This window comes from Lactococcus petauri (assembly GCF_002154895.1).
Lineage (GTDB): Bacteria > Bacillota > Bacilli > Lactobacillales > Streptococcaceae > Lactococcus > Lactococcus petauri.
In genome coordinates, this window is the sequence record NZ_MUIZ01000003.1 from 26,739 (window position 1) to 46,776 (window position 20,038).

At 39.7% G+C, this 20,038-nt stretch carries 17 protein-coding genes and 1 tRNA gene; 2 read left to right on the top strand and 16 right to left on the bottom strand.

Annotated features, from left to right (window positions below):
• Positions 1–103: 103 nt before the first annotated feature.
• Both BZZ03_RS05165 and BZZ03_RS05170 read right to left on the bottom strand, forming a co-directional pair.
• Positions 104–319, bottom strand: a complete 216-nt coding sequence (locus BZZ03_RS05165) for a hypothetical protein (RefSeq protein ID WP_019292650.1) — start codon at positions 317–319, stop codon at positions 104–106.
• Positions 320–330: 11 nt separating this feature from the next.
• Positions 331–537 carry a hypothetical protein gene (locus BZZ03_RS05170; RefSeq protein ID WP_086582710.1) on the bottom strand — a complete coding sequence of 69 codons (207 nt, stop codon included), beginning with the start codon at positions 535–537 and terminating at the stop codon, positions 331–333.
• Positions 538–817: 280 nt separating this feature from the next.
• On the opposite strand from BZZ03_RS05170, the gene BZZ03_RS05175 reads away from it, so the two are divergent.
• Both BZZ03_RS05175 and BZZ03_RS05180 read left to right on the top strand, forming a co-directional pair.
• Positions 818–1,162: an XRE family transcriptional regulator gene (locus BZZ03_RS05175; RefSeq protein WP_019292652.1), complete on the top strand. Its 345-nt coding sequence runs from the start codon at positions 818–820 to the stop codon at positions 1,160–1,162.
• 11 nt (positions 1,163–1,173) lie between these two features.
• On the top strand, positions 1,174–1,764 hold the full coding sequence (locus tag BZZ03_RS05180) for a hypothetical protein (RefSeq protein ID WP_019294176.1): 591 nt from the start codon (positions 1,174–1,176) through the stop codon (positions 1,762–1,764).
• A 157-nt stretch (positions 1,765–1,921) separates the two neighbouring features.
• On the opposite strand, the gene BZZ03_RS05185 is transcribed toward BZZ03_RS05180, so the two are convergent.
• From BZZ03_RS05185 to BZZ03_RS05250, 14 genes are all read right to left on the bottom strand, one after another.
• A tRNA-Arg gene (locus BZZ03_RS05185) sits at positions 1,922–1,995 on the bottom strand.
• 63 nt (positions 1,996–2,058) lie between these two features.
• A complete protein-coding gene (locus BZZ03_RS05190) occupies positions 2,059–3,432 on the bottom strand; it encodes an LCP family protein (protein WP_046401076.1) in 1,374 nt (457 codons plus the stop codon).
• A gap of 96 nt (positions 3,433–3,528) precedes the next feature.
• Complete coding sequence (locus BZZ03_RS05195) at positions 3,529–4,044, bottom strand: GNAT family N-acetyltransferase (RefSeq protein ID WP_086582711.1); 516 nt, start codon at positions 4,042–4,044, stop codon at positions 3,529–3,531.
• Entirely contained in the window at positions 4,041–4,496 is a 456-nt protein-coding gene (gene tsaE / locus BZZ03_RS05200) for a tRNA (adenosine(37)-N6)-threonylcarbamoyltransferase complex ATPase subunit type 1 TsaE (protein WP_061413705.1), read from the bottom strand. The genes BZZ03_RS05195 and tsaE overlap by 4 nt, the downstream gene beginning before the upstream one ends.
• A gap of 194 nt (positions 4,497–4,690) precedes the next feature.
• A complete protein-coding gene (glmM, locus tag BZZ03_RS05205) occupies positions 4,691–6,052 on the bottom strand; it encodes a phosphoglucosamine mutase (protein WP_019292887.1) in 1,362 nt (453 codons plus the stop codon).
• Between the two features lie 30 nt (positions 6,053–6,082).
• A complete protein-coding gene (locus BZZ03_RS05210; RefSeq protein WP_019293423.1) occupies positions 6,083–7,036 on the bottom strand; it encodes a CdaR family protein in 954 nt (317 codons plus the stop codon).
• Positions 7,036–7,863, bottom strand: a complete 828-nt coding sequence (gene cdaA / locus BZZ03_RS05215) for a diadenylate cyclase CdaA (protein ID WP_019292889.1) — start codon at positions 7,861–7,863, stop codon at positions 7,036–7,038. The genes BZZ03_RS05210 and cdaA overlap by 1 nt, the downstream gene beginning before the upstream one ends.
• 114 nt (positions 7,864–7,977) lie before the next feature.
• Positions 7,978–11,625 carry a pyruvate:ferredoxin (flavodoxin) oxidoreductase gene (gene nifJ / locus BZZ03_RS05220; protein ID WP_086582824.1) on the bottom strand — a complete coding sequence of 1,216 codons (3,648 nt, stop codon included), beginning with the start codon at positions 11,623–11,625 and terminating at the stop codon, positions 7,978–7,980.
• A 269-nt stretch (positions 11,626–11,894) separates the two neighbouring features.
• A complete protein-coding gene (gene pgmB, locus BZZ03_RS05225; RefSeq protein ID WP_086582712.1) occupies positions 11,895–12,572 on the bottom strand; it encodes a beta-phosphoglucomutase in 678 nt (225 codons plus the stop codon).
• Entirely contained in the window at positions 12,565–14,556 is a 1,992-nt protein-coding gene (locus BZZ03_RS05230; RefSeq protein WP_086582713.1) for a glycoside hydrolase family 65 protein, read from the bottom strand. The genes pgmB and BZZ03_RS05230 overlap by 8 nt, the downstream gene beginning before the upstream one ends.
• A gap of 19 nt (positions 14,557–14,575) precedes the next feature.
• Positions 14,576–15,421, bottom strand: coding sequence for a carbohydrate ABC transporter permease (locus tag BZZ03_RS05235; protein WP_019292894.1), 846 nt, complete (start codon positions 15,419–15,421; stop codon positions 14,576–14,578).
• The gene (locus BZZ03_RS05240; protein WP_019292895.1) at positions 15,408–16,322 is read right to left on the bottom strand and encodes a carbohydrate ABC transporter permease; all 915 of its coding nucleotides are present in this window, start codon (positions 16,320–16,322) and stop codon (positions 15,408–15,410) included. The genes BZZ03_RS05235 and BZZ03_RS05240 overlap by 14 nt, the downstream gene beginning before the upstream one ends.
• 83 nt (positions 16,323–16,405) lie before the next feature.
• On the bottom strand, positions 16,406–17,665 hold the full coding sequence (locus BZZ03_RS05245; RefSeq protein ID WP_086582714.1) for an ABC transporter substrate-binding protein: 1,260 nt from the start codon (positions 17,663–17,665) through the stop codon (positions 16,406–16,408).
• A 39-nt stretch (positions 17,666–17,704) separates the two neighbouring features.
• Positions 17,705–20,005, bottom strand: a complete 2,301-nt coding sequence (locus BZZ03_RS05250; RefSeq protein WP_086582715.1) for a glycoside hydrolase family 65 protein — start codon at positions 20,003–20,005, stop codon at positions 17,705–17,707.
• Positions 20,006–20,038: the final 33 nt, after the last annotated feature.

Consider the following 20,038-nt stretch of genomic DNA (forward strand, 5'->3'; position numbering starts at 1 on the left):
GCATTATTTAGGTTAGAAGCTCTTTTACACAACTATGTTATATGTCAATATAGAAGCCAGAAATGCCCACATACGTTTTGGAGTCACCCAAAGGAACCTTTTGCTAAGAAAGCCAGATGTTCTCATCATTACCATCATCAAAGCTATACCAATGCAAAGTATTGTCTGAAAAAGACTGGCCCCTACTTCTTGCTTTGCGTTCTTTACTAACTTTTGAATAGACATTTTCTAGATTAGTATCAAAACGCGCTGCAAGTTCACTGGCTGTTCCACAATCTAAAAATGCTTCTCCTCTATAAACCGCATATAACTTTTTCATCGTCTTTCTCCTTAATTATTTTGATGCAAGTTGGCAAGCATTTTTTCTCTTTGCATCTTACGCCGCATTCTACGTTTCTCCTTACTTTCATGCTTGCGTCGCTCTATTTCTAGCTTGAGCAGTTCCTCCTCAAAGACTAATTCTTCCTGCTTGCTTTTCCTTTGCGATATTTTAACTCTTTCTTTAGCCCTAGAAACTTTTGTCTGGATTATTGTCATATCTTCTTCCTTTCTATACCTTTTTTCAACTCACATCTTTTATAGAACTTTTGTCTATCTCAATTTGACTTTTGTATACTAATAAGCTACAATTAATGTAGAATGAAAAACCTATTGATTGGTGTGTATATTCTTATTCACACATACCTTATAGGACTTCTTTATAAAAGTTGCAAATCTTCTTTACAAGAAATATTATAGCATATTGGTATAAAATGTCAAGTGAAGAATATACTAATATGCTACAAACAGATAAAGCTATTCTGAAAGGTTAATAAATTTGGATTTATACGAAAAAATAAAAGAGTTAGCGGCCCAAAAGCATGTATCCATCAGACAAATTGAAGAACATCTGGGCTATGGTAATGGAACAATACGCCGCTGGAGTAAACAAACACCTGGTGTTGATAAAGTAACAGCAGTCGCCAAATACTTTAATGTCAGTGTTGATTATCTCCTTGGTCACCAAGAAAAAAGCAATCATCAAGAACCTATCGACCTTGCTCCTTTAGTAGACGAGAGTAAGGTTGACTGGGACGAATGGGTGTCTTTTGATGGCAAACCACTTACTGATGAAGTCAAAACGGCATTAAAACTTATTTTAGGTAAGCGTCTTGAAGACTAAGTGGGGGCTCTATGAACGAACAGGAACTAATAGAGCGTATAATCCTTGAGATAGAAAAATATGGAATTGAAGTTATCGGGGACAACTATTTTCCATTGGATGCTGTCACACATAACAGAAAAAAGATTACTATTTTTAATCCGAAAACGGTCAAGGCCTTTAAGTTGTGCCATGAGTTAATGCACATTAAGAATAATGATCGCTATCGTCTTGGAGAATGTGATACAACCAGCCCTCAGGAGAAACGAACAAATAAAGAAGCTATCCTCTTCCTCTGGGATATCTTTGTGTCCGAAGGCGGAAATTTTGAACTCTTCCAAAAATTTATCGAAATTTCTGGTTGTCCATGTGACACTTCTTTTGCGCTACTCTGTAAAGTGAACGAGGAAGTGATACACGCATTAAACAAATCAGACAGCCGAACGAAAGATTTTAGCACGATGTCGCTCAAAGAATGTGTGATTGACTACATCTCACACTTTGATGTTGTTGAGCAAATCAATACTTATCAATTTCTTGAAGCCTATAATTTGCCTTATGAGGATTATGATGCTGCCGTCGAAATTTTTAAAAAGATTTTAAAGTTGGATTACGCGTGCTAACTTTGAACTAATGCGGAGTACGCCTTTCGATATATAGTATAAAATAAAGCACTTCCCATGAAGTGCTTTATTTTTTTAATTTAAAAAGCCATCTTTTAAGCTTTACTTTTAGAACAAAAAATGCCCCGCCACGAAGGCGGAGCGAGGTTTGGCACCATGATCCGAGGGGGATTCGAACCCTCGACCGTTCGCTTAGAAGGCGAATGCTCTATCCAGCTGAGCTATCGGACCAAAATAGACAAGTAGATTTTTACACTACTTGTCTAGTCTATCATATTTTTCTAATTGAAGCAATTATTGTCCTGTATAAGGATCAACATAAGTGGTTGTACCATCTGCACTCGCACCTCCCATTCCTGGGTCAGTCGTTCCATATGCTGCGCCATCGTCTACAGAAGCCCCATAAGGATCTGGGGTAGTTGCATCAGCCTGACTTTCTTCAGAAGATTTTGTTTTATCCGATGAAGTTGGCTTATCACTTGTCGCTGCGCTACCATCTGTCGCAACATAGGTAGCAGAATTGCTGCTGTCAAGATTTACAAAAGAACCATTGACATCAATACCATAAACAGTTGACTTGCCATTTTCTGTTACTGTTGCTGAAGGCATGAAATAGGCATCAGGTATATTACCAGTTAATGTTTCGTATGTAATTAAATTATTACTTAAACTATTGCCTGTCTCTTTTTTCAGAGAGTTTCGTAAAGCGTTTTGAACGGCTAAAGTCGTATTTGTAGACAACAGCTGATAAGAACCACCATCTCCTGGATTCATATAATCAATCCCTTGATATTGAATCGAAACTACTTTATTAAAACAATCTCTATAACCTAATAAAGAAGTTAAAGTTGAGCCATTGATTGGAATATTTGTTTTGATGTCTTCACTAATATCGTCCAAGAATTTTTGATATTGAGTGATATTGTTCAATGCCAAGAGCTTCGTCACAACTGCTGAAATAACTTCACGCTGGTGTGCTGCACGACCATAGTCTCCATTAGGTAAGTGATGGCGATCACGCGAATAAACCAGCGCTTGGTCTCCATTAATGTGTTGTTTACCTGGTGGAACTTTCGCAGTGTACTCCGGCTCTGTGTCAGAGATATAAAGAGTCTGCCCAGTTGTATTGTCAATATCAATACCACCCACATCATTGACCAAGTTAACCAAGCCATCAAAGTTAATCATGAGGAAGTTATCAACATTAATACCAGCCTGTTCTCCGATTGTCTTCATGGCATATTGGACACCTGTTTCCAGCCCTCCTGCATTATACCCCATCGGATAAGCGGCATTCATCTTCTGTGTCGAAACAGTATTACCCTTATTATCCAAAATGTTTGACATGACATCTCGCTCAAGAGAAACCATCGTTGTTGTGTTCGTTTTGGGATTAAGGGTCATAACGATCTGTGAGTCAGAGTTACCATCCCAGCTGGTTGATCCTCCGCGGTCAGCTCCTCCAGTATCGACACCCATGAGTAAAATTGTTAATGGCTCAGTCGCTTTGATAATTTTTCCCGCATCTGTGCTTCCAACTTCCGCATAGGTTTTCGAAAATGCTTTTGTTGTGCTATCTAAAACTGTCGAAACATAGACAGTGGCTGCTCCAGCCGTTAAGGCGATGATCCCAACGATCATCAACAGCGATTTTTTCCAAAGTTTCATAGTAAAATTATATCAAATTTCTACAAATAAACAACAGGAAATGAAAAAAGCAACCAGATAGGCTTCTTTTTTCCTATCTGATCACTCTTATTTCACTTAGAAAAATTTGACCATTTGATACACATCTATCAATTGTCCATGTTCATCGCGTGCGCCATATTTTTGGACTGTTTCAAGCTCAAAACCAAACTTTTCATATAAATGGATAGCTGCTTTGTTGCGTTTTTGAACAGTTAATTCAAGTCGCTTTATCACGTCCATCTCCTCAATCCATTCAAGGGCATCCTCAAATAAAAAAGAAGCAATACCATAACCTTGAAATTTTGAACTTACAGCAATAAAAATATCCCCAATATGGCGTATGCGATAGTGAAAATCTGCCGTAATATGTAGAACGCCAGCAATTTCTTGACCAATAAAGGCTAGAAAATAAGCGTTATTGTCCTTCGTAAGAATCTGTGTCAAGTAATCTTGCATCTGCGTGGGCGACATAAGAATCCCCGCCTCATCTAAAGTCAGAAAATGACTTTCTTTTCCTACCTGATTAAGAAAAGCAATAAGCTTTATGCTATCTTCAGGAGTTGCTTCACAAATCAGTAACTCTGTGCTCATAATTCTCCTAGTAGTGCCTCATAGCGTTGTCCATGTGGAAGAAGTTCTAAGACACGTTCAGCATCCGTTGCAAAGCCGTCTGCGTATTTATCAAATTTCACTTCTAAGTAGGCTTCAGGTAGACTTTCTCCCAGTAGCTCGCCCCATTCAATAACAGAAACGCCTTCACCAAAAAGATAATCGTCAAGGTCAAAGCTGTCAGGATCATCTCCTGCACGATATACATCCATATGATATAAAGGGAGCTTTCCTTCTTCGTATTCTCGTACAATGGTGTAAGTTGGGCTCTTGATCATCTGCGAAATTCCTAAGCCCACAGCTAAACCCTTCACAAAGGTTGTTTTACCTGCACCAAGTTCTCCTGTCAAAACAACAATATCTTGTGCCTGAAGAAGGCCACCTAAACGCTCTGCAAATGTGAGCATCTTTTCTTCATTAACTTTTAATTTCATAGCCTTATTATAGCACAACTCAACACGTGAATTTTAGTAATTAAATCCCGGAAAACGGAAGTGATTGTTTTTCACTAAGGTCTTGTGTGACTCTAGCAAAGTCTAAAGGAGTCTTTTCTTTGGCCATTGACTACTTCCCTCTTTCATGCAGTATGTCTGGGAACAAAAAAAGATTCCTTACGAATCTTTTTCTTTTATAGTTTTACGCCAATTTCTTCTTTGACTACGTCAACTATTGTGTCAACAACTTCATTTACTTCTTCATCTGTTGGTGCTTCAGCCATAACACGGAGAAGGGGTTCTGTTCCACTTGGGCGGACAAGGATGCGGCCTTTGCCGTTCATTTTTTCTTCCATGGCCGTAATAACTTCACGTATAGCTGGAATATCCATTGCCCCTTCTTTAGCAGCGTTATTTGCTACACGAACATTTACAAGTTTTTGAGGATAAATTGTGACTTCAGCTGCTAGTTCTGATAATTTTTTACCTGTTTCACGCATGACTTTTACAAGTTGGATAGCTGAGAGTTGTCCATCACCGGTCGTATTGTAGTCCAAGAAGACCATATGACCTGACTGTTCACCACCAAAATTGTAATTATTTTTACGCATTTCTTCCACAACATAGCGGTCACCTACAGCCGTTACTACGGAATTCATACCTGCTTCTTCCAATGCTAAATGAAAACCAAGATTAGACATTACAGTTGTAACTACGGTATCTTTTGCTAATTTCCCTTGCTCAAGGAGATACTTCCCAACGATGAACATAATTTTGTCACCATCAACGATATTACCATTTTCATCTACTGCGATAAGACGATCCGCATCACCATCAAAAGCCAGACCAATGTCGCTTCCAGTTTCTACAACCGTATCTGCTGTTTTCTCTGGGTGTGTTGAACCAACACCGTCATTAATATTAAGTCCATTTGGATTTTCACCAATCACTGTGAGTTCGGCATTTAAATCAGCAAACACAGCACGCGCAGATGTATATGAAGCACCATTGGCTGTATCGAGTACAATTTTGTAACCTTCAAAATCGCCTTCAGCTGTTGTTTTCAAAAATGCTTGATATTTACGTACAGCTTCATTATAATCGTGTAAAATTCCCAAACCTTCAGCAGAAGGTCGTGGTAATTTATCTTCTTCAGCATCAATCAAAGCTTCGATTTCTAACTCTTTATCATCGTCAAGTTTAAAACCATCTGCTCCGAAGAACTTAATTCCGTTATCCAAGGCTGGATTATGGCTGGCAGAAATCATAACCCCTGCAGAGGCTTCTTCTTTACGGACCAAATAAGCCACTCCTGGTGTAGCAATAACACCCAAATCATAAACCTCAATCCCTACTGATAACAGACCTGAAATAAGGCTTGTTGAAAGCATCTGACCCGAAATACGTGGATCACGTGCTACATACACTTTTGGTGTTCCGATTTCATGTTGGCTAAGAACATAGCCACCAAAGCGCCCAAGTTTAAAGGCCATTTCTGGCGTTAACTCTACATTTGCCTCTCCACGAACGCCATCTGTTCCAAAATATTTACCCATTTTTTTCTTCTCTTTTCTTTTTTTACTTATTTATTTTTTTACTGGAGTCATTGTTACTTCTACTTGACTAGGTTTCACACTTGCTCCATCTGCCTGTATATCGACATTTACAGTCTCTTTTTCCGTAATATTAGATATATTTACCGTCGCATCAACACTATTAATCTTATCTAGAGCACTTTGTTCTCCTGAAATGGTGACTGTCTTCTGAGAGAGAGACGTCTTCATGTCTGAAAGACTTTGGTCAAGTGTTCCCGTTTTCTTCACATTAACTGGGACTGTTTTTGACGGCTTTTCCACGCTCACTTTCATTTGCACTGTCGCCGGACTGATTTGTGCGGGAAGTAATTTTCCGTCAGCATCAACTGCATGCAAGGTAACCGTACCAGAGTAATCATCATTTAAGTATGCATCACTTGGTAAGGCCGCTTGGATGGCATGGATTTGTTTGATGCTTGTTTCACCTGCTGTTACTTTGACTTTTTCTTGACTCAGCTTGATGTCATTAACTTTGAAACCATCTGGTAGCTGCGCTTGTTCAATCAAGGGTGTTACATTAAATTCAGCACTGGCTTTCTTTTCTAAGCGAACGGTCAAGGTTGTAGGTTCAATTTGTGCATTTATGCCATTAGGAAGTTGTTGGATACGTACGGGCATCGTCACTGTTCCTTCTTTTGCATTGGATAAATCCACCACAAGATAAAAGTTCCGAGAATCCGGGTTTTCTTCTGTATTAATCTGAACACGATTGTAACTTGTCAGGTAGACATTAGCAGTATTATTATAACCACTGGCAAAATATTCATCTGAATTATACTTAATTTCAATTGGTACATTGGAAATAGTTGTCGTATAAACTTCTCCAGTTGTTGAGTTACCTTGATTTCTCAACGCAGCAGAGCTTGCATTAAAGAATAAAATTACTGCAAAGAAAATGGAAGCTAAGATTGTAAAAAGTTTTGAAGCGAAAAAATTATTTCTCATTATTTTTTGCCTCCTGTTTCTTCTGGTCCCAAAATAGCGATAAGTTTTTCATGGAACACTTCTTTTGAAATATCCGCGTACAACTCACCATTATAAGCGATAGATATTCCTCCTGTTTCTTCCGAAACAACAAGAACTAAAGCATCTGAAGATTCTGATAAACCTATAGCTGCACGATGTCGTGTCCCAAACTCTTTGGATATTCCCGTTTTCTCAGTTAAAGGAAGGTAGGCACTGGTTACAGCAATTTTATCATCTTGAATAATCACTGCCCCATCATGTAAAGGCGTATTCGGGATAAAGATATTGATGATTAATTCACTGGAGATATCTGCATCTAACCTTATCCCTGTGGAAGCATACTCACTCAGAGTTTGTGTTCGCTCAATAGCAATGAGTGCTCCAATTTTACGCTCAGACATATAGGCAAAAGATTTTTCATATGCCTCAATATAGCTATTGATAGACCGGTTGCGTCCACCGGATAACCGATTGGTCGTCCGACCTAATCCTTCCAAAGCTCTACGTATTTCTGGTTGAAAGATAATAACACCGGCAATCGCACCATAGGTAATTACTTGATTGAGTAGCCACTCTAAAGTGGTCAAACCGATCAAACCAGCAACTATTCTTATGAGAACAAAAATAATAACACCACGTACTAAGCTGACCAGCTTTGTGCCTTGTACAAAACGCATAGCTAAATAAAGAAAAAAGCTTACAATAGCGATATCGATGATTGAAATGAACACACGCCAAGGCGATTGGTTTAACTCCAATATTTTTTGCCAGAAGTCAAGATTAAAAATTTGACTAAAATCACTCACATACTGCCCTCCTCACTGACTTATTCTTTACTATTATACCAAAAATACATTTCTTTATGTTATCTCCCACATAAAGAAAAAACGACTTACACTAAGTTGCCGCTTTTCTCTTTTTTATTTTGCTTGACGTGCAGCTTTTCGTGCAGCTCGTCTTGCCTCACGCTCAGGATCTACTGGGCGTTCTTTTCTTTCTCTTTTTTCACGAACTGGCTGCGCAGCTTTTTTATCCGAAGCTTTTGCTTCACGAGCAATAAATTTTTCGTAATCCCCTGACATTCGGGCATACCGTAAGAATTTTTTCTTCGCATCTGCCGCAGCTTTTGCATAAAGCAATTCTGCTTGCTCTGCATTGACCTTCATAAGATTGGCAAAGCGAGACTGTTTCACCAACAATTCTCTGACTTGTCCAAAATCTGGACGTTTAAAATCTAATGTCAGAGGATTTTTTCCAACTTCTTCAAGTGCTGGATTGTAGCGGTAAAGTTGCCAATAGCCACTGTTTACTGCAGCTTTTGCTTCATCAAGCACCTTGCTCATTCCCTCATAGTTTCCATGTGTAATACATGGTGTATAGGCAATAATTAGAGAAGGGCCCTTATGTTTTTCCGCTTCATCAAAGGCTTTGATTGTTTGCATCATGTTTGCACCACTTGCGATTTGAGCGACATAAACATTGCCGTAAGTCATAGCCATAAAGCCAAGATCTTTCTTCGCAGCAACCTTTCCGCCAGAAGCAAACTGCGCAATCGCACTTGCCGGTGTACCTTTGGAAACCTGTCCACCTGTATTGGCATAAACTTCGTTATCCATAACGAGGATATTTACATCTGCACCGCTGGCAATAACGTGATCCAATCCACCAAATCCAATATCATAGGCCCAGCCATCGCCACCAAAAATCCACTGTGTAGGTTTTACAAATTGGTCTTTTTCATTATATATTTCTTGTAGCAGAGCTGAATTTTCTTTTTCCTCTTTAAGCACGGCTTTGAACTTTTCAGCACGTGCTCTTGTACCTTCAGAATCTTCCAGGTGCTCCAGCCAATCCTCAGCTAACTGTGCTAAGGTATCCGACATTTCAGGTAGAGCTACCTTAACCTGTGCTGCAAGTTTTTGCCGTCTTGTTTGACTCGCAAACCACATACCATAACCGTATTCAGCATTATCTTCAAAGAGCGAATTTGACCATGCTGGACCTTGCCCAACATTATTTGTGGCATAAGGGGCAGCCTGTGTCCCCCCATAAATAGAAGAACATCCTGTGGCATTGGAGATCATCATACGATCACCAAACATCTGTGTAAGCAGTTTGATATAAGGCGTTTCCCCACAGCCAGAACACGCACCAGAAAACTCAAAGAGTGGTTGGTTAAACTGTGTAGCAGCGACTGTACCAGAGCGTGCTGGATTTTCTTTTTGCTTAAGTGTCATCCCAAAAGCCCAGTTGATGGCTTGAGTTTTTTGACTTTCATAAGGTACCATTTTTAGGGCTTGCCCTTTTTTCGGACAAGCTTCCACACAGAGTCCACAGCCTGTACAATCCTCTACGGAAACTTGAATCCGGTACTTCAGACCGTCTTTGCCACGGTAATCCATCACGCTGAAGCCTTCTGGCGCCACATTCCATTCATCTTCATCTGCGAGGAAAGGGCGAATAGCAGCATGTGGACAGACAAAAGAACATTCGTTACATTGCGTACAAGCAGCGCCATTCCATTCGGGAACTTCCAAAGCAATGCCTCGTTTTTCAAAGGCAGAAATCCCTAGCGGACTACTTCCTGCTGCTACATTGGTAGCCACATCCTGAACAGTTAATTGATCACCTTCAAAGGCATTGACCTTATCTAAAAAGTTGAAAACATAGCGTTTACGTGCTGTGTCTGCCGGAGCGGCTTTGGTAACTTTTTCTTCTGTGTCAGCCCATGAGGTAGGTACTTTTACTTCATGTAAATGATGCAGAGCTGCTTCCATAGCTTGTAAATTTTGCTCTACAATCTTTGGCGATTTACGGGCATACTTCTGTGCATCCTCTTTAAGAATCGCATAGACCTTATCAAAGGGCATAATGTTGGTCAACTTAAAGAAAGCAACTTGCATGATGGTATTAATGCGTCGTCCCAAACCAGTGGTTTGTGCAATTTTAGCAGCATCGATTGTGTAGAAACGAATCGCATTTTTCGCAATATACTTTTTAAGCTGGGCAGGTAAATTTCGATCAAGTTGTTCATCTGTCCAGCTTGTATTGAGGAGGAAAATCCCTCCAGGGCGCAAGCCTTTTGTTAAATCATATTGGCGCACATAAGTTGTATTATGGCAGGCTACAAAGTCAGGATGCGAAATCATATACTCCGACTGAATAGGACTATCACCAAAGCGCAAATGACTTACGGTCAGTCCACCTGATTTTTTCGAATCGTACTCAAAGGCACCTTGAACATATTTGTCCGTATGGTCACCAATGATTTTGATAGCAGCTTTATTTGCACCCACGGTCCCATCTGAACCAAAGCCCCAAAATTTTGCTTGATAAGTATCTGCTGAAGTGAGATCCAAGTTCCCTGCAAGCGGTAAGGAAAGATGAGTCTGATCATCATCTATACCGATAGTAAAGCTTTGCTTCACAGATTTATTTTTCAGCTGCTCGAAAACTGCCACGATGTGCTCTGGTCGCGTATCTTTACCACCTATACCGTAACGTCCACCAATAACAGAAATATTTTGCTCAAACAGCAAATCTTTAATATCGAGTAAAAGAGGCTCAGCATTACTTCCTGCTTCTTTTGTCCGGTCAAGTACGGCAAGTGAAGTCACCGTTTTAGGTAATTTTTCAAGAAAATTTTCTGAGGGAAATGGACGGTAAAGATGGATATTCAAAAAGCCTACTTTGCGCCCTTGATGATTCAGGTAATCAACAGTTTGTTTAACTGTTCCGGCAACAGATCCCATACTTACAATAACTTCTTCGGCATCTGGTGCTCCATAGTAATCTACCAGATCATAGTCCGTCCCACGCAAGTGATTTATTTCCCGCATGTATTTTTGCACGAGTTGAGGAAGTTCCTCATAATATGGATTGACCGTTTCACGCTGTTGGAAATAGATATCAGCATTCTGATTGGTTCCTGACACAGTTGGATGGTCTGGATTCATCGCACGTTGACGGAAAGCACTTAATTTCTCTTGATTAATCAATTTTGCTAGGTCTTCGTAATCCAGAACATCAATTTTTTGGATTTCATGTGAGGTGCGAAAACCATCAAAGAAGTTTAAAAAGGGCACCGATGCTTCAATTGTTGTCAGGTGGGATACAGCTGACAAGTCCATAACTTCTTGGACGCTAGATGCTGCTAACATGGCAAAACCTGTGGAACGCGCTGCCATAACATCCGAATGATCGCCTGAGATATTCAGTGCACCTGTTGCAATAGCACGTGCTGCCACGTGGATAACCCCAGGAAGAAGTTCGCCTGCCATCTTATACATATTGGGCAACATCAGTAAAAGCCCCTGAGATGAGGTAAATGTTGTTGCTAGAGCTCCAGCTTTTATGGCACCATGCAAAGCTCCAGCAGCACCTGCTTCTGATTGCATCTCGCTCAGTTTAACAGGTTGTCCCCAAATATTTTTGCGGCCCGAAATCGACCAAGCATCTGTATAATCAGCCATTGGTGAACTTGGCGTAATGGGGTAAATCATTGCAATTTCAGAGAAAGCATACGCAACATGTGCGGCTGCCATATTCCCATCCATAGTTTTTTTCATGATAAAGTCCTTATGTAAAAGCATTTATTTGGTTTTTCATCAGAAAAAACGGTGTCATTTGTTTTTTCTGTGGAAATATTCCTGAAAATCCAAGAGCTCTTACGCTTAAATTTTTGACTACTTCTATTTTAGCACTTTTAATTATAGGCTCCATGAGTGATGAGTGTCAAACACTTTTGACAAAAAGAGTGTTCACTGTAAGTAAACCACAACTTTCCTAGCCTCATTTTCATAGGTAAAAGCCAACACATAATAATAAAAAGGTACTTTTAATAAGCACCTTTATTTTTCTCCCAAATTTCTGTCAAATAATTTAAAGTTAGGCAGTCCGTCTGAGGCACTAAAGTAATGTCGGAGCCCAAGTCTTCCGCACACCCTACTCCAACAGGTAAACTTCCCGCAGCTTTAATAGCTGTAATTCCTGCCTGTGCATCTTCAATTCCAATGGCTTCTTCTGGAGAAATACCAACTCCTGCTGCTGCCGCTTGGAAAATATCTGGTGCTGGTTTTGAGGCTGCAACCTTTTCTGGATTTGCTATAAAATCAAAATAAGGGGTTAATGCCATACGCTCCAAAAGTATCGGACCATTTTTAGAAGCTGAAGCCAAAGCAATTTTAATATCACAGTCCTTTAATTCTTGCAGCAACTCTAAAATCCCTGGATAAACGTCTGCTGGACTGACTTTTTGAATCATCTGTAAATAATTGTCATTTTTCCGTTTTGTTAGTGTGGCAAATTCTTCCATAGAAAAATCATTTTCTCGGTTTCCTAAAGATAATATTTTCCTCAAAGAATCCTCTCGTGAAACGCCTTTGAGTTGCTCATTAAATGTACGATCGACTCCCTCAATTCCTAGTTCCTCTGCTAAAATTCGCCACGCCTGATAATGGTATTCTGCGGTATCTGCAATCACCCCGTCAAGATCAAATAAAACTGCTTTAAACATGCTCAATTTCTCCAATTTCAAATATTTTAGTTTGTCCTTTGAACTTAATCTTAAATCTAAGCCCTTTTATCTCCTTTGGGAGATTATTTTTGACAGCAAAGCCATCAGCTGTAAGATGTAAACCTGCAAAGCCGTAGATTAATCCTAGCCAAGAGCCTCCCATATTGGCCGCGTGAATGCCATGGCTGGCATTCCCTTGCAGGTCAGTCAGGTCCATTGTAGCCGCATCTTTAAAGAATTCATAAGCTAAATCATGACGTCCTAAATGACTCGCGACAACACCATAAACCGCACGTGACAAGCTACTGTCATGGGTGGTCATTGGTTCATAATAATCAAAGTCCCGCCCCATTTGTTCACGCTTTGTTTCACCGGCGAAAATCATATGCCCAAGTAAAGTATCCGCTTGCTTTAAAACCTGATGTTTATAAATTTTCATGGGATGATAATTAAGCAGTAAGGGATAATTTTCTGAAGGTGTATCTTCAAAATGCCAGACTTCTTTCGTCAAGAAAGATTCATCTTGCGGCGTAATACCAGCTTCATTGACAGGTACAAAGTACATTTTCTGAGCCGCTTCAGCCCATAATTTACTCTTCTCATCTTTATCACCAAATTGTTGAGCAAGTTCGGCAGCGTATTTCAAGTTTTGTTGGGCCATTTTATTCGTATAGTAATTATTATTAACCAAAGCTGTATACTCATCTGGTCCAGTGACTTCGTGAATCTCAAAACCTCGTTTTGAAAAGAAACCGTAAGATAACCAAAAATTGGCCGTTTCATAAATAACTGATTTGGCTCTTTCCATAAAGGTATCATCACCTGTGACTTTATGATAAAGTCTAAAAGCATGTGCAATGTCTGCATTGATATGAACTTGTCCTGTGCCTGCTGGAAAGTAGGCTGAGGTTTCTTGGCCTGAAATTGTCCGCCAAGGATATAAAGCACCTTTAAAATCAAGCTCTGCTGCTCGCGCTTGTGCGGCAGGTAAAATATGTATACGATAGGTTAGGAGTTGCTTAGCCAGTTCTGGCTGCGTGTGAATAAAGAAAGGTAATAAGTACATTTCAGTATCCCAGAAATAATGTCCTTCGTATCCCTCACCTGTCAGACCTTTCGCTCCAAAGTTCGTCTTTCCATCTCGACCAGCAGAGTTGAACAGATGAAAAAGATTTACTCGAATACCTTTTTGCAGCACATCATCCCCGTTGATTTCGATATTGGAACTCTCCCAGAAGGCCTTAAAAATATCAATTTGTTGCTTTTTCAATGCTTCATAAGAATGTGTCTCAAAATGATTGGCCTTCGATATTTGGTAAAGCTGTGTCAGGCTAACATCCTGACCTTCTCTCAAATCAATTGTCCCTTCAAAAGCATCGAACTTAACATAAATTTTCAACTGACTATTTAAAGTTTGGTAGCAATTTCCTTCTTGGTGCATTTGTGTGCTGGCTTCACGCACCCGTGGGTCAAATGCTTTCTCAGCTTGCGGCTGAATTAACCGTGCCTTTTTCGTAATCTTAGCTTGACCAGAGAAATTCAGTGCTGATATTGTCCAGTATTGGGCATACACTTGCCGATCTGCATGACTTGCAAAGGATTCTAAACTCAGCATAATTTGTTTCCCTGAAACTGTTTCATAAACAAACGTTTCATGAAGTAAACCTGTTTGCATATCTAGACAGCGCTCTTGATTTTTTAAGACTTCAAGCACTTCACCATCTATTTCGATATCGATTCGTCGTAAATCAAACAGTTTTATCATTGTTTCATGATGTTTAGCATAACCATAAGCATTTTCTCCATAAATAATTTCATGTTTTTCATAAAATCCATTTACAAATACACCCGGCGTAGCTTGTGCTGTGGCTATTGGCTCACTGGCACGTATCCCCATAAAACCATTAGCTTGGGCAAAGAGAGTTTCAATATTTCCTGAAGAATGGTTGCCTAAGTCCTCAAGTCGTAGTTCAAAATTTTTCATTATTTATTCATCCTCGTGTTTATTTCTCTCCATCCATACGTACACCTTGTAAGAAGTAACGGTTAAAGATGATGTAGAGAACGATGATAGGTAAGATCGTGAGGATTGAAGCTGCCATCACGCGGTTCCACATCTGTCCTCCTTGGTCAGCTGATTGCAACATTTGAAGACCTACAGTCAGCGTAAATTTACTCTGTGTTTTCAAATAAAGCATGGGCGAGAGGAAATTATTCCAAAAGCCCATGAAGACGAAAACACCCTGTGTTGCAATGGATGGTTTAGCCAAGGGCATCACAATACGAAAGAAGGTTCCTACCCGTGATAAGCCATCAATACGTGCGGCTTCCTCAACGTCCTTAGGGAAGTTTAAGAAAAATTGACGCATCATAAAAATATTTGAAATGTTGATTGCCATAGGTAAAATCAATGCAGCAAAGGAATCCATCATGCCCAAGTTTTGGATAATCAAATAGTTGGGGATGAGAAGAACCTGAGTGGGAACCATCATCATCGCTAAAATGCCATAATAAATGCGTTGACGTCCAGGAAACTGGAGACGAGCTAAGGCATAACCAGCCATTGTATTTAAGAAAATATTCACAGTTGTACCAATGACAGAAATAATAATAGAGTTCATCAACCACTGTGGGAAAAGAGAGCCTGAAACAGGATCAAAGAGATAGCGGTATTGTTCCAAGGTAAAGTTATCAGACCAGAGCGATAAATTTCCTGATGTAATTTCGGCTAAGGGTTTAAATGATGCTGCTACTGCCCACATGAAAGGATAGAAAGTGACGAAAGCATAGATGATCAGGATAGTATAAAGTAAGATTTTCAAGGCTTTTTGCTTTTTAGTTTTTCTCATGCCCATTTCCTCCATTCAATTTTTCAGCAATGCGTGAGACTACGAAGATGATTATCGCAAGCATAATCGCAATGACCGCTGCATACCCCATTTGATTTTGTTGACCAAAAGCATATTGGAAAATCAAGAGACTGACTGTCAAGGTTGAATTTTCAGGTCCTCCCGTTCCTCCAGAAAAGATATAGGCTTGGTCAAACATTTGGAATGTCCCAATAATACCTGTGAGCAAAACAAAGGTTGTAATCGGACGCAAATAAGGAATCGTGATATAACGCAATTTTTGGAAAGCATTCGCCCCATCGATTTCAGCTGCTTCATACATGGCATCTGGTAAATCAACCAACGAAGCAAGGTAGATGGTCATAAAGTAAGGTACAGTAGACCAAATATTCATCACCATAATTACTTTCAACGTCCAGTCTGTATCATTGATAAAGTTAATCGGTCCATCAATCAAATGGATGCTTTCAAGAAAGCCATTGATTGGGCCATTAAGGTTAAAGACAAACATGAAAATCAATGTCAAAGCGGCACTTGAAGTCAAAGTGGGTAAGAAATAAATGAGTCGAAACATTTTCTTAGCTTTAATCCCCTTGGAAGCTAAAATGTAAGCAATGACTAAGGCGATAATCGTTTGCACAGGCACAACAACAAGAGCAAAGAAACCCGTATTTTGCAAGGCACGAAGTAGCTGCTTGTCTTGAAATAAATTTTGATAATTTCTAAATCCATTCCACTCGTAAGTATGCATGATGAGATTAACATCATTGAAGGATAAATATACAGCGAAAAGAATCGCTAAAACAAAGAAGACTAAAATGATTAACAATGCAGGTGTGATGAATCCATAGCCTTGAATCATTTCTGAAATCTGGCTCTTGGTACGTTTTTGTTTTTCCATAGTTTTTCCTCCAGTCAGTAACTCTTATGAAAGTACCAGAACTCTGATACTCTCAAATTTTTTACTGACTGTCCAAATATTAATTAGTTTCCAATTTTACTGTTGGCTTCTTTATCTGCTTTTTCCATTGCTGCTTTTAAATCATCTGCAGTTGCACCTTGTTTAAAAGCTGTTGGTATAAAGTTTCCAAAAGCATTCTGAACGGTCGTTAAGTTAGTACCGGACTGCCATGATGTCGCAAATTTAATCGAATCTTGATGAACTTGCAAGCGTGGATTTTCTTTCAAGAATGCTGATCCTTCAGCTACATCTGGACGAGTTGCTAAGGTACCCACACCATTTGTCCATGTTGTCATTCCTTCCTTACCGGTTACAAACTTAATCCATTTATCTGCTAAGTCTTTTGATTTAGTATTCTTATACTCGCCCCACCCGACAGTAAATTGCATGGTCATCGGCTTCCCTTGATAGGTCAGGTTAGGGATGATATCAAAGTTCAAGTCTTTATATTCATCCAAATAAACCTTATAATTCCAGTTTCCGGTCAGAGTCATTGCAAATTTTCCTGTCGCAAAGCCTGCACCTTCATCGCCAGCACCAACCTGTTGTGGAGTTGCTGCTGCACCCGCATTAAACAAGTCAACAATCGTTTGAAGACCTGCTATCGAATCTGGATTAGCCAGATCAGACTTACCCTCCTCCGTAATTGGTGACGTTCCTCTTGCCATTTGGAACGGCCATGTACGTGCCAAATCAGCATTTTGGTTAATCAGATAAACCTTGCCTTTGCCATATGCTGCATCAATCTTAGCCTGAGCTTCAGGTGCCCATTTGACCAGATCTTCATAGGATTTTGGAATGCTGGCTTGATCAATCCCTGCTTTTTCAAAAATGTCTTTATTAATATAAATTGCCAGTGTAGAAACATCTTTTGCAGCAGCATAAGGCTTTCCATCTGCTTCAAAAGCACTTGAAATCGTTGGATAGAAATCCTCTTGATTAATAACGTCTGACAGATCATTCAACACACCTTGCTCCTGTAAGTAGGGAAAGAACGCCGAGTCAATATAGAAAGCATCCGGTGCTGTACCGCCCGACAGATCTGTTGGTAACTGTGTGGTGATATCTGTATAAACTTTAGGGACAACATCCACATCATTTTCTTCTTCAAATTGTTTAATCATTTTATCAAGAGTTGCATTTTCGGTATCAGACCCTTTCCAATAACCAATAGTTAGCTTTTTACCATCTTCTGCAGAGGACGTTCCCTGACCACAAGCCGCCAATGTTAAAGCAGCCAAGGCTGCTGTGCCGAAAATTGTTACTTTTTTCCAATTTTTCATTTGAAAAACTCCTTTATTTTAGAGGCAGAAATGCCCAATTTATAGCGTAATTGTTAATGTGTCTTCAAGATTCATGATTTGATCTTTATGGATAAATTGTAGAGCAGGACCTTCTGCTTTTGTCAGAGCCATTTTTCCTTTACCAATTTCAACAGAAATAGCTTGTCCTTGGTAGTCGAAACCATACGATAAATGAGACCAAGCTTGAGGTAGATTGGGTTCAATGCGGAGCTTACCTTCAATCATACGTACGCCACCATAACCAAATACCACCATTTGCCATATTCCTCCTAAAGATGCCGCATGAATGCCAGGATCGGAAGATTTCATGTATTCTCCCATATCAATATTCATAGCTTGCTTAAAAAAGTCATAGGATTGATCGAGCTTACCTAAGTCTGCAGATAAAATAGCGTGCGTCGAGAGCGACAGTGAGCTATCGTGTGTCGTTTTTGGCTCATAGTAATCAAAGTTTTTAAGTTTTAATTCCTTTTCAAACAATCCTTCAAACAACAGCATGAGTAACAATACGTCAGCTTGTTTCGTCACTTGGAAACCATTTACTTGGTGCAAATTATAGTCATGGAAGAGGCCATCAACGCCATCTGCTGATTTATACTTGGTCAAATCAAGTTCAGGCTTGCTTAAATAGCTATCATCTTGCGGAATAATGCCAGCATTTGTAGGTTGAGGCAAGAAAATTTTATCAACCTTCGCTTTAAGATCAGCCTGTAGCGCCTCTAAGTTAAATTTCTCATCTAATCTAGCGTACACTTCTGGTTTTTTAGCTTTCAAATGTTCAATCAAATCAATAACATAAGAAATGTTCCAGTGTGCCGTGTAGTTCGTATAAGCATTATTGTTAATTTCTTCTTTATATTCATCGGGTCCCATAACATTTGTAATGACATATTGAGCACTAGAGGTATCAAATTCTAATCTGGAAGCCCAGAATTTAGCAGTATCTACTAATATTTCATAAGCTTTTTCATTTGCGAAAGCTTGATTTCCTGTGACATCGAGATATTGTTTTACCCCAAAAGCTACATCCGAGGTGATATGTTGTTCAATAAAGCCAGACAAGATTTTCATGGCCTTTCCTGTTACGATATCCGCTGCTCCCCAGACCGGTGTCACCTCACCATCTGTAGGCCAAGCGGCTTCCCAAGGATACTGCGCACCTTCATAGCCATTGTCAATGGCCTTCTTGTGTGCACCAGCTAATCCTAAATAACGGTAAGTCAACAATTTCTCGGCAATTTCTGGATGCGTAAAAGTAAAATAAGGCAACATGAAAACTTCTGTATCCCAAAAGGTATGGCCTTTATAACCTTGGCCAGATAAGCCTTTAGCTCCGATATTCATTCTCTCATCGTGGGCAGGTACCATGCTATGTAAATGATATTTAGCAAAACGAATCGCCAGTTGGTCACGTAGATCTTCAGATTTTATCTTTATAGGATGCTTTTGCCAGATCTCCGCCCAAGCCTGAGTAGATTCAGCAAGCAGCTCTTCAAAACTTTGACTTTCCAAGTCCTGAAGTTCACTTACTGCCACATGGCGCATGTTTTGAATACTGGAATCGTTGATATCATTATCAATACTGGTATAAACAGAAGCACGCTTTTCTAAGGTGACCTGCTCATTTTCTGCAAGTTTAAAATCAAAGTTCATAGAGAAACTGCGCCGCCCAATTTCCGGACGGGATGTGGCTTGAACCTTTTTCAACTCATGGCAAACTGAAATAACAAAATCCAGTTTACGGTGTGTGGTTTGTGGACACATTTGTAAAATCTTACCATCAATGAGGCCCTTTTCACCTTCCGTAAAATGCTGACTTCCCTCATTTGATACTTGGCCATTGATACCTGTTTTAATGCCAATGGAAACAGGAGAACCAAGATTTTCGATATGAACTTGCGCAGCCATAATATGCCGCCGTTTTTTGGAGATAAAACGTTTAAAAGTCATTTTTAGGGACACATCGTCTTTAGACCACCTCACTTCTCGCGTGAGGAGACCACTTTTTAAGTTAAGCGTTTTTTTGTAAGTTTCAATTTTTCCTGTCAAAAGAGAAAATGGCTGACCATTAATTTGAAAATCCATGCCCCAAACATCGGGGACATTTGGCAACTCAGTGACTTCATTTATATCAAAATAGTTGAAGGTTCCTGAAACAAATGTATCCCTGCTTTGACCGATATAAGATTCTTCTTCTGCCGCGCGTGAGCCGATATACCCGTTCCCTAAGCTCATCACACTTTCTGTTTTTCCAAGATAACGGACATCAAAGCCTTCTTGACTAATTGTCCAATCTCCATAACTCATTCTTGCGCTCATTTATTTATTACTCCTTATCACTAAAACGTTTTA

What these genes read in the sequence shown, in the direction of transcription:
- BZZ03_RS05180 (WP_019294176.1), top strand. Translation starts at nt 1,174, where the DNA reads ATGAACGAACAGGAACTAATAGAGCGTATAATCCTTGAGATAGAAAAA.
- pgmB (WP_086582712.1), bottom strand. Translation starts at nt 12,572, where the DNA reads ATGTTTAAAGCAGTTTTATTTGATCTTGACGGGGTGATTGCAGATACC.
- BZZ03_RS05210 (WP_019293423.1), bottom strand. Translation starts at nt 7,036, where the DNA reads ATGAGAAATAATTTTTTCGCTTCAAAACTTTTTACAATCTTAGCTTCC.
- BZZ03_RS05250 (WP_086582715.1), bottom strand. Translation starts at nt 20,005, where the DNA reads ATGAGCGCAAGAATGAGTTATGGAGATTGGACAATTAGTCAAGAAGGC.
- BZZ03_RS05170 (WP_086582710.1), bottom strand. Translation starts at nt 537, where the DNA reads ATGACAATAATCCAGACAAAAGTTTCTAGGGCTAAAGAAAGAGTTAAA.
- BZZ03_RS05165 (WP_019292650.1), bottom strand. Translation starts at nt 319, where the DNA reads ATGAAAAAGTTATATGCGGTTTATAGAGGAGAAGCATTTTTAGATTGT.
- BZZ03_RS05235 (WP_019292894.1), bottom strand. Translation starts at nt 15,421, where the DNA reads ATGAGAAAAACTAAAAAGCAAAAAGCCTTGAAAATCTTACTTTATACT.
- BZZ03_RS05240 (WP_019292895.1), bottom strand. Translation starts at nt 16,322, where the DNA reads ATGGAAAAACAAAAACGTACCAAGAGCCAGATTTCAGAAATGATTCAA.
- BZZ03_RS05230 (WP_086582713.1), bottom strand. Translation starts at nt 14,556, where the DNA reads ATGAAAAATTTTGAACTACGACTTGAGGACTTAGGCAACCATTCTTCA.
- BZZ03_RS05245 (WP_086582714.1), bottom strand. Translation starts at nt 17,665, where the DNA reads ATGAAAAATTGGAAAAAAGTAACAATTTTCGGCACAGCAGCCTTGGCT.
- nifJ (WP_086582824.1), bottom strand. Translation starts at nt 11,625, where the DNA reads ATGAAAAAAACTATGGATGGGAATATGGCAGCCGCACATGTTGCGTAT.
- tsaE (WP_061413705.1), bottom strand. Translation starts at nt 4,496, where the DNA reads ATGAAATTAAAAGTTAATGAAGAAAAGATGCTCACATTTGCAGAGCGT.
- BZZ03_RS05190 (WP_046401076.1), bottom strand. Translation starts at nt 3,432, where the DNA reads ATGAAACTTTGGAAAAAATCGCTGTTGATGATCGTTGGGATCATCGCC.
- BZZ03_RS05195 (WP_086582711.1), bottom strand. Translation starts at nt 4,044, where the DNA reads ATGAGCACAGAGTTACTGATTTGTGAAGCAACTCCTGAAGATAGCATA.
- glmM (WP_019292887.1), bottom strand. Translation starts at nt 6,052, where the DNA reads ATGGGTAAATATTTTGGAACAGATGGCGTTCGTGGAGAGGCAAATGTA.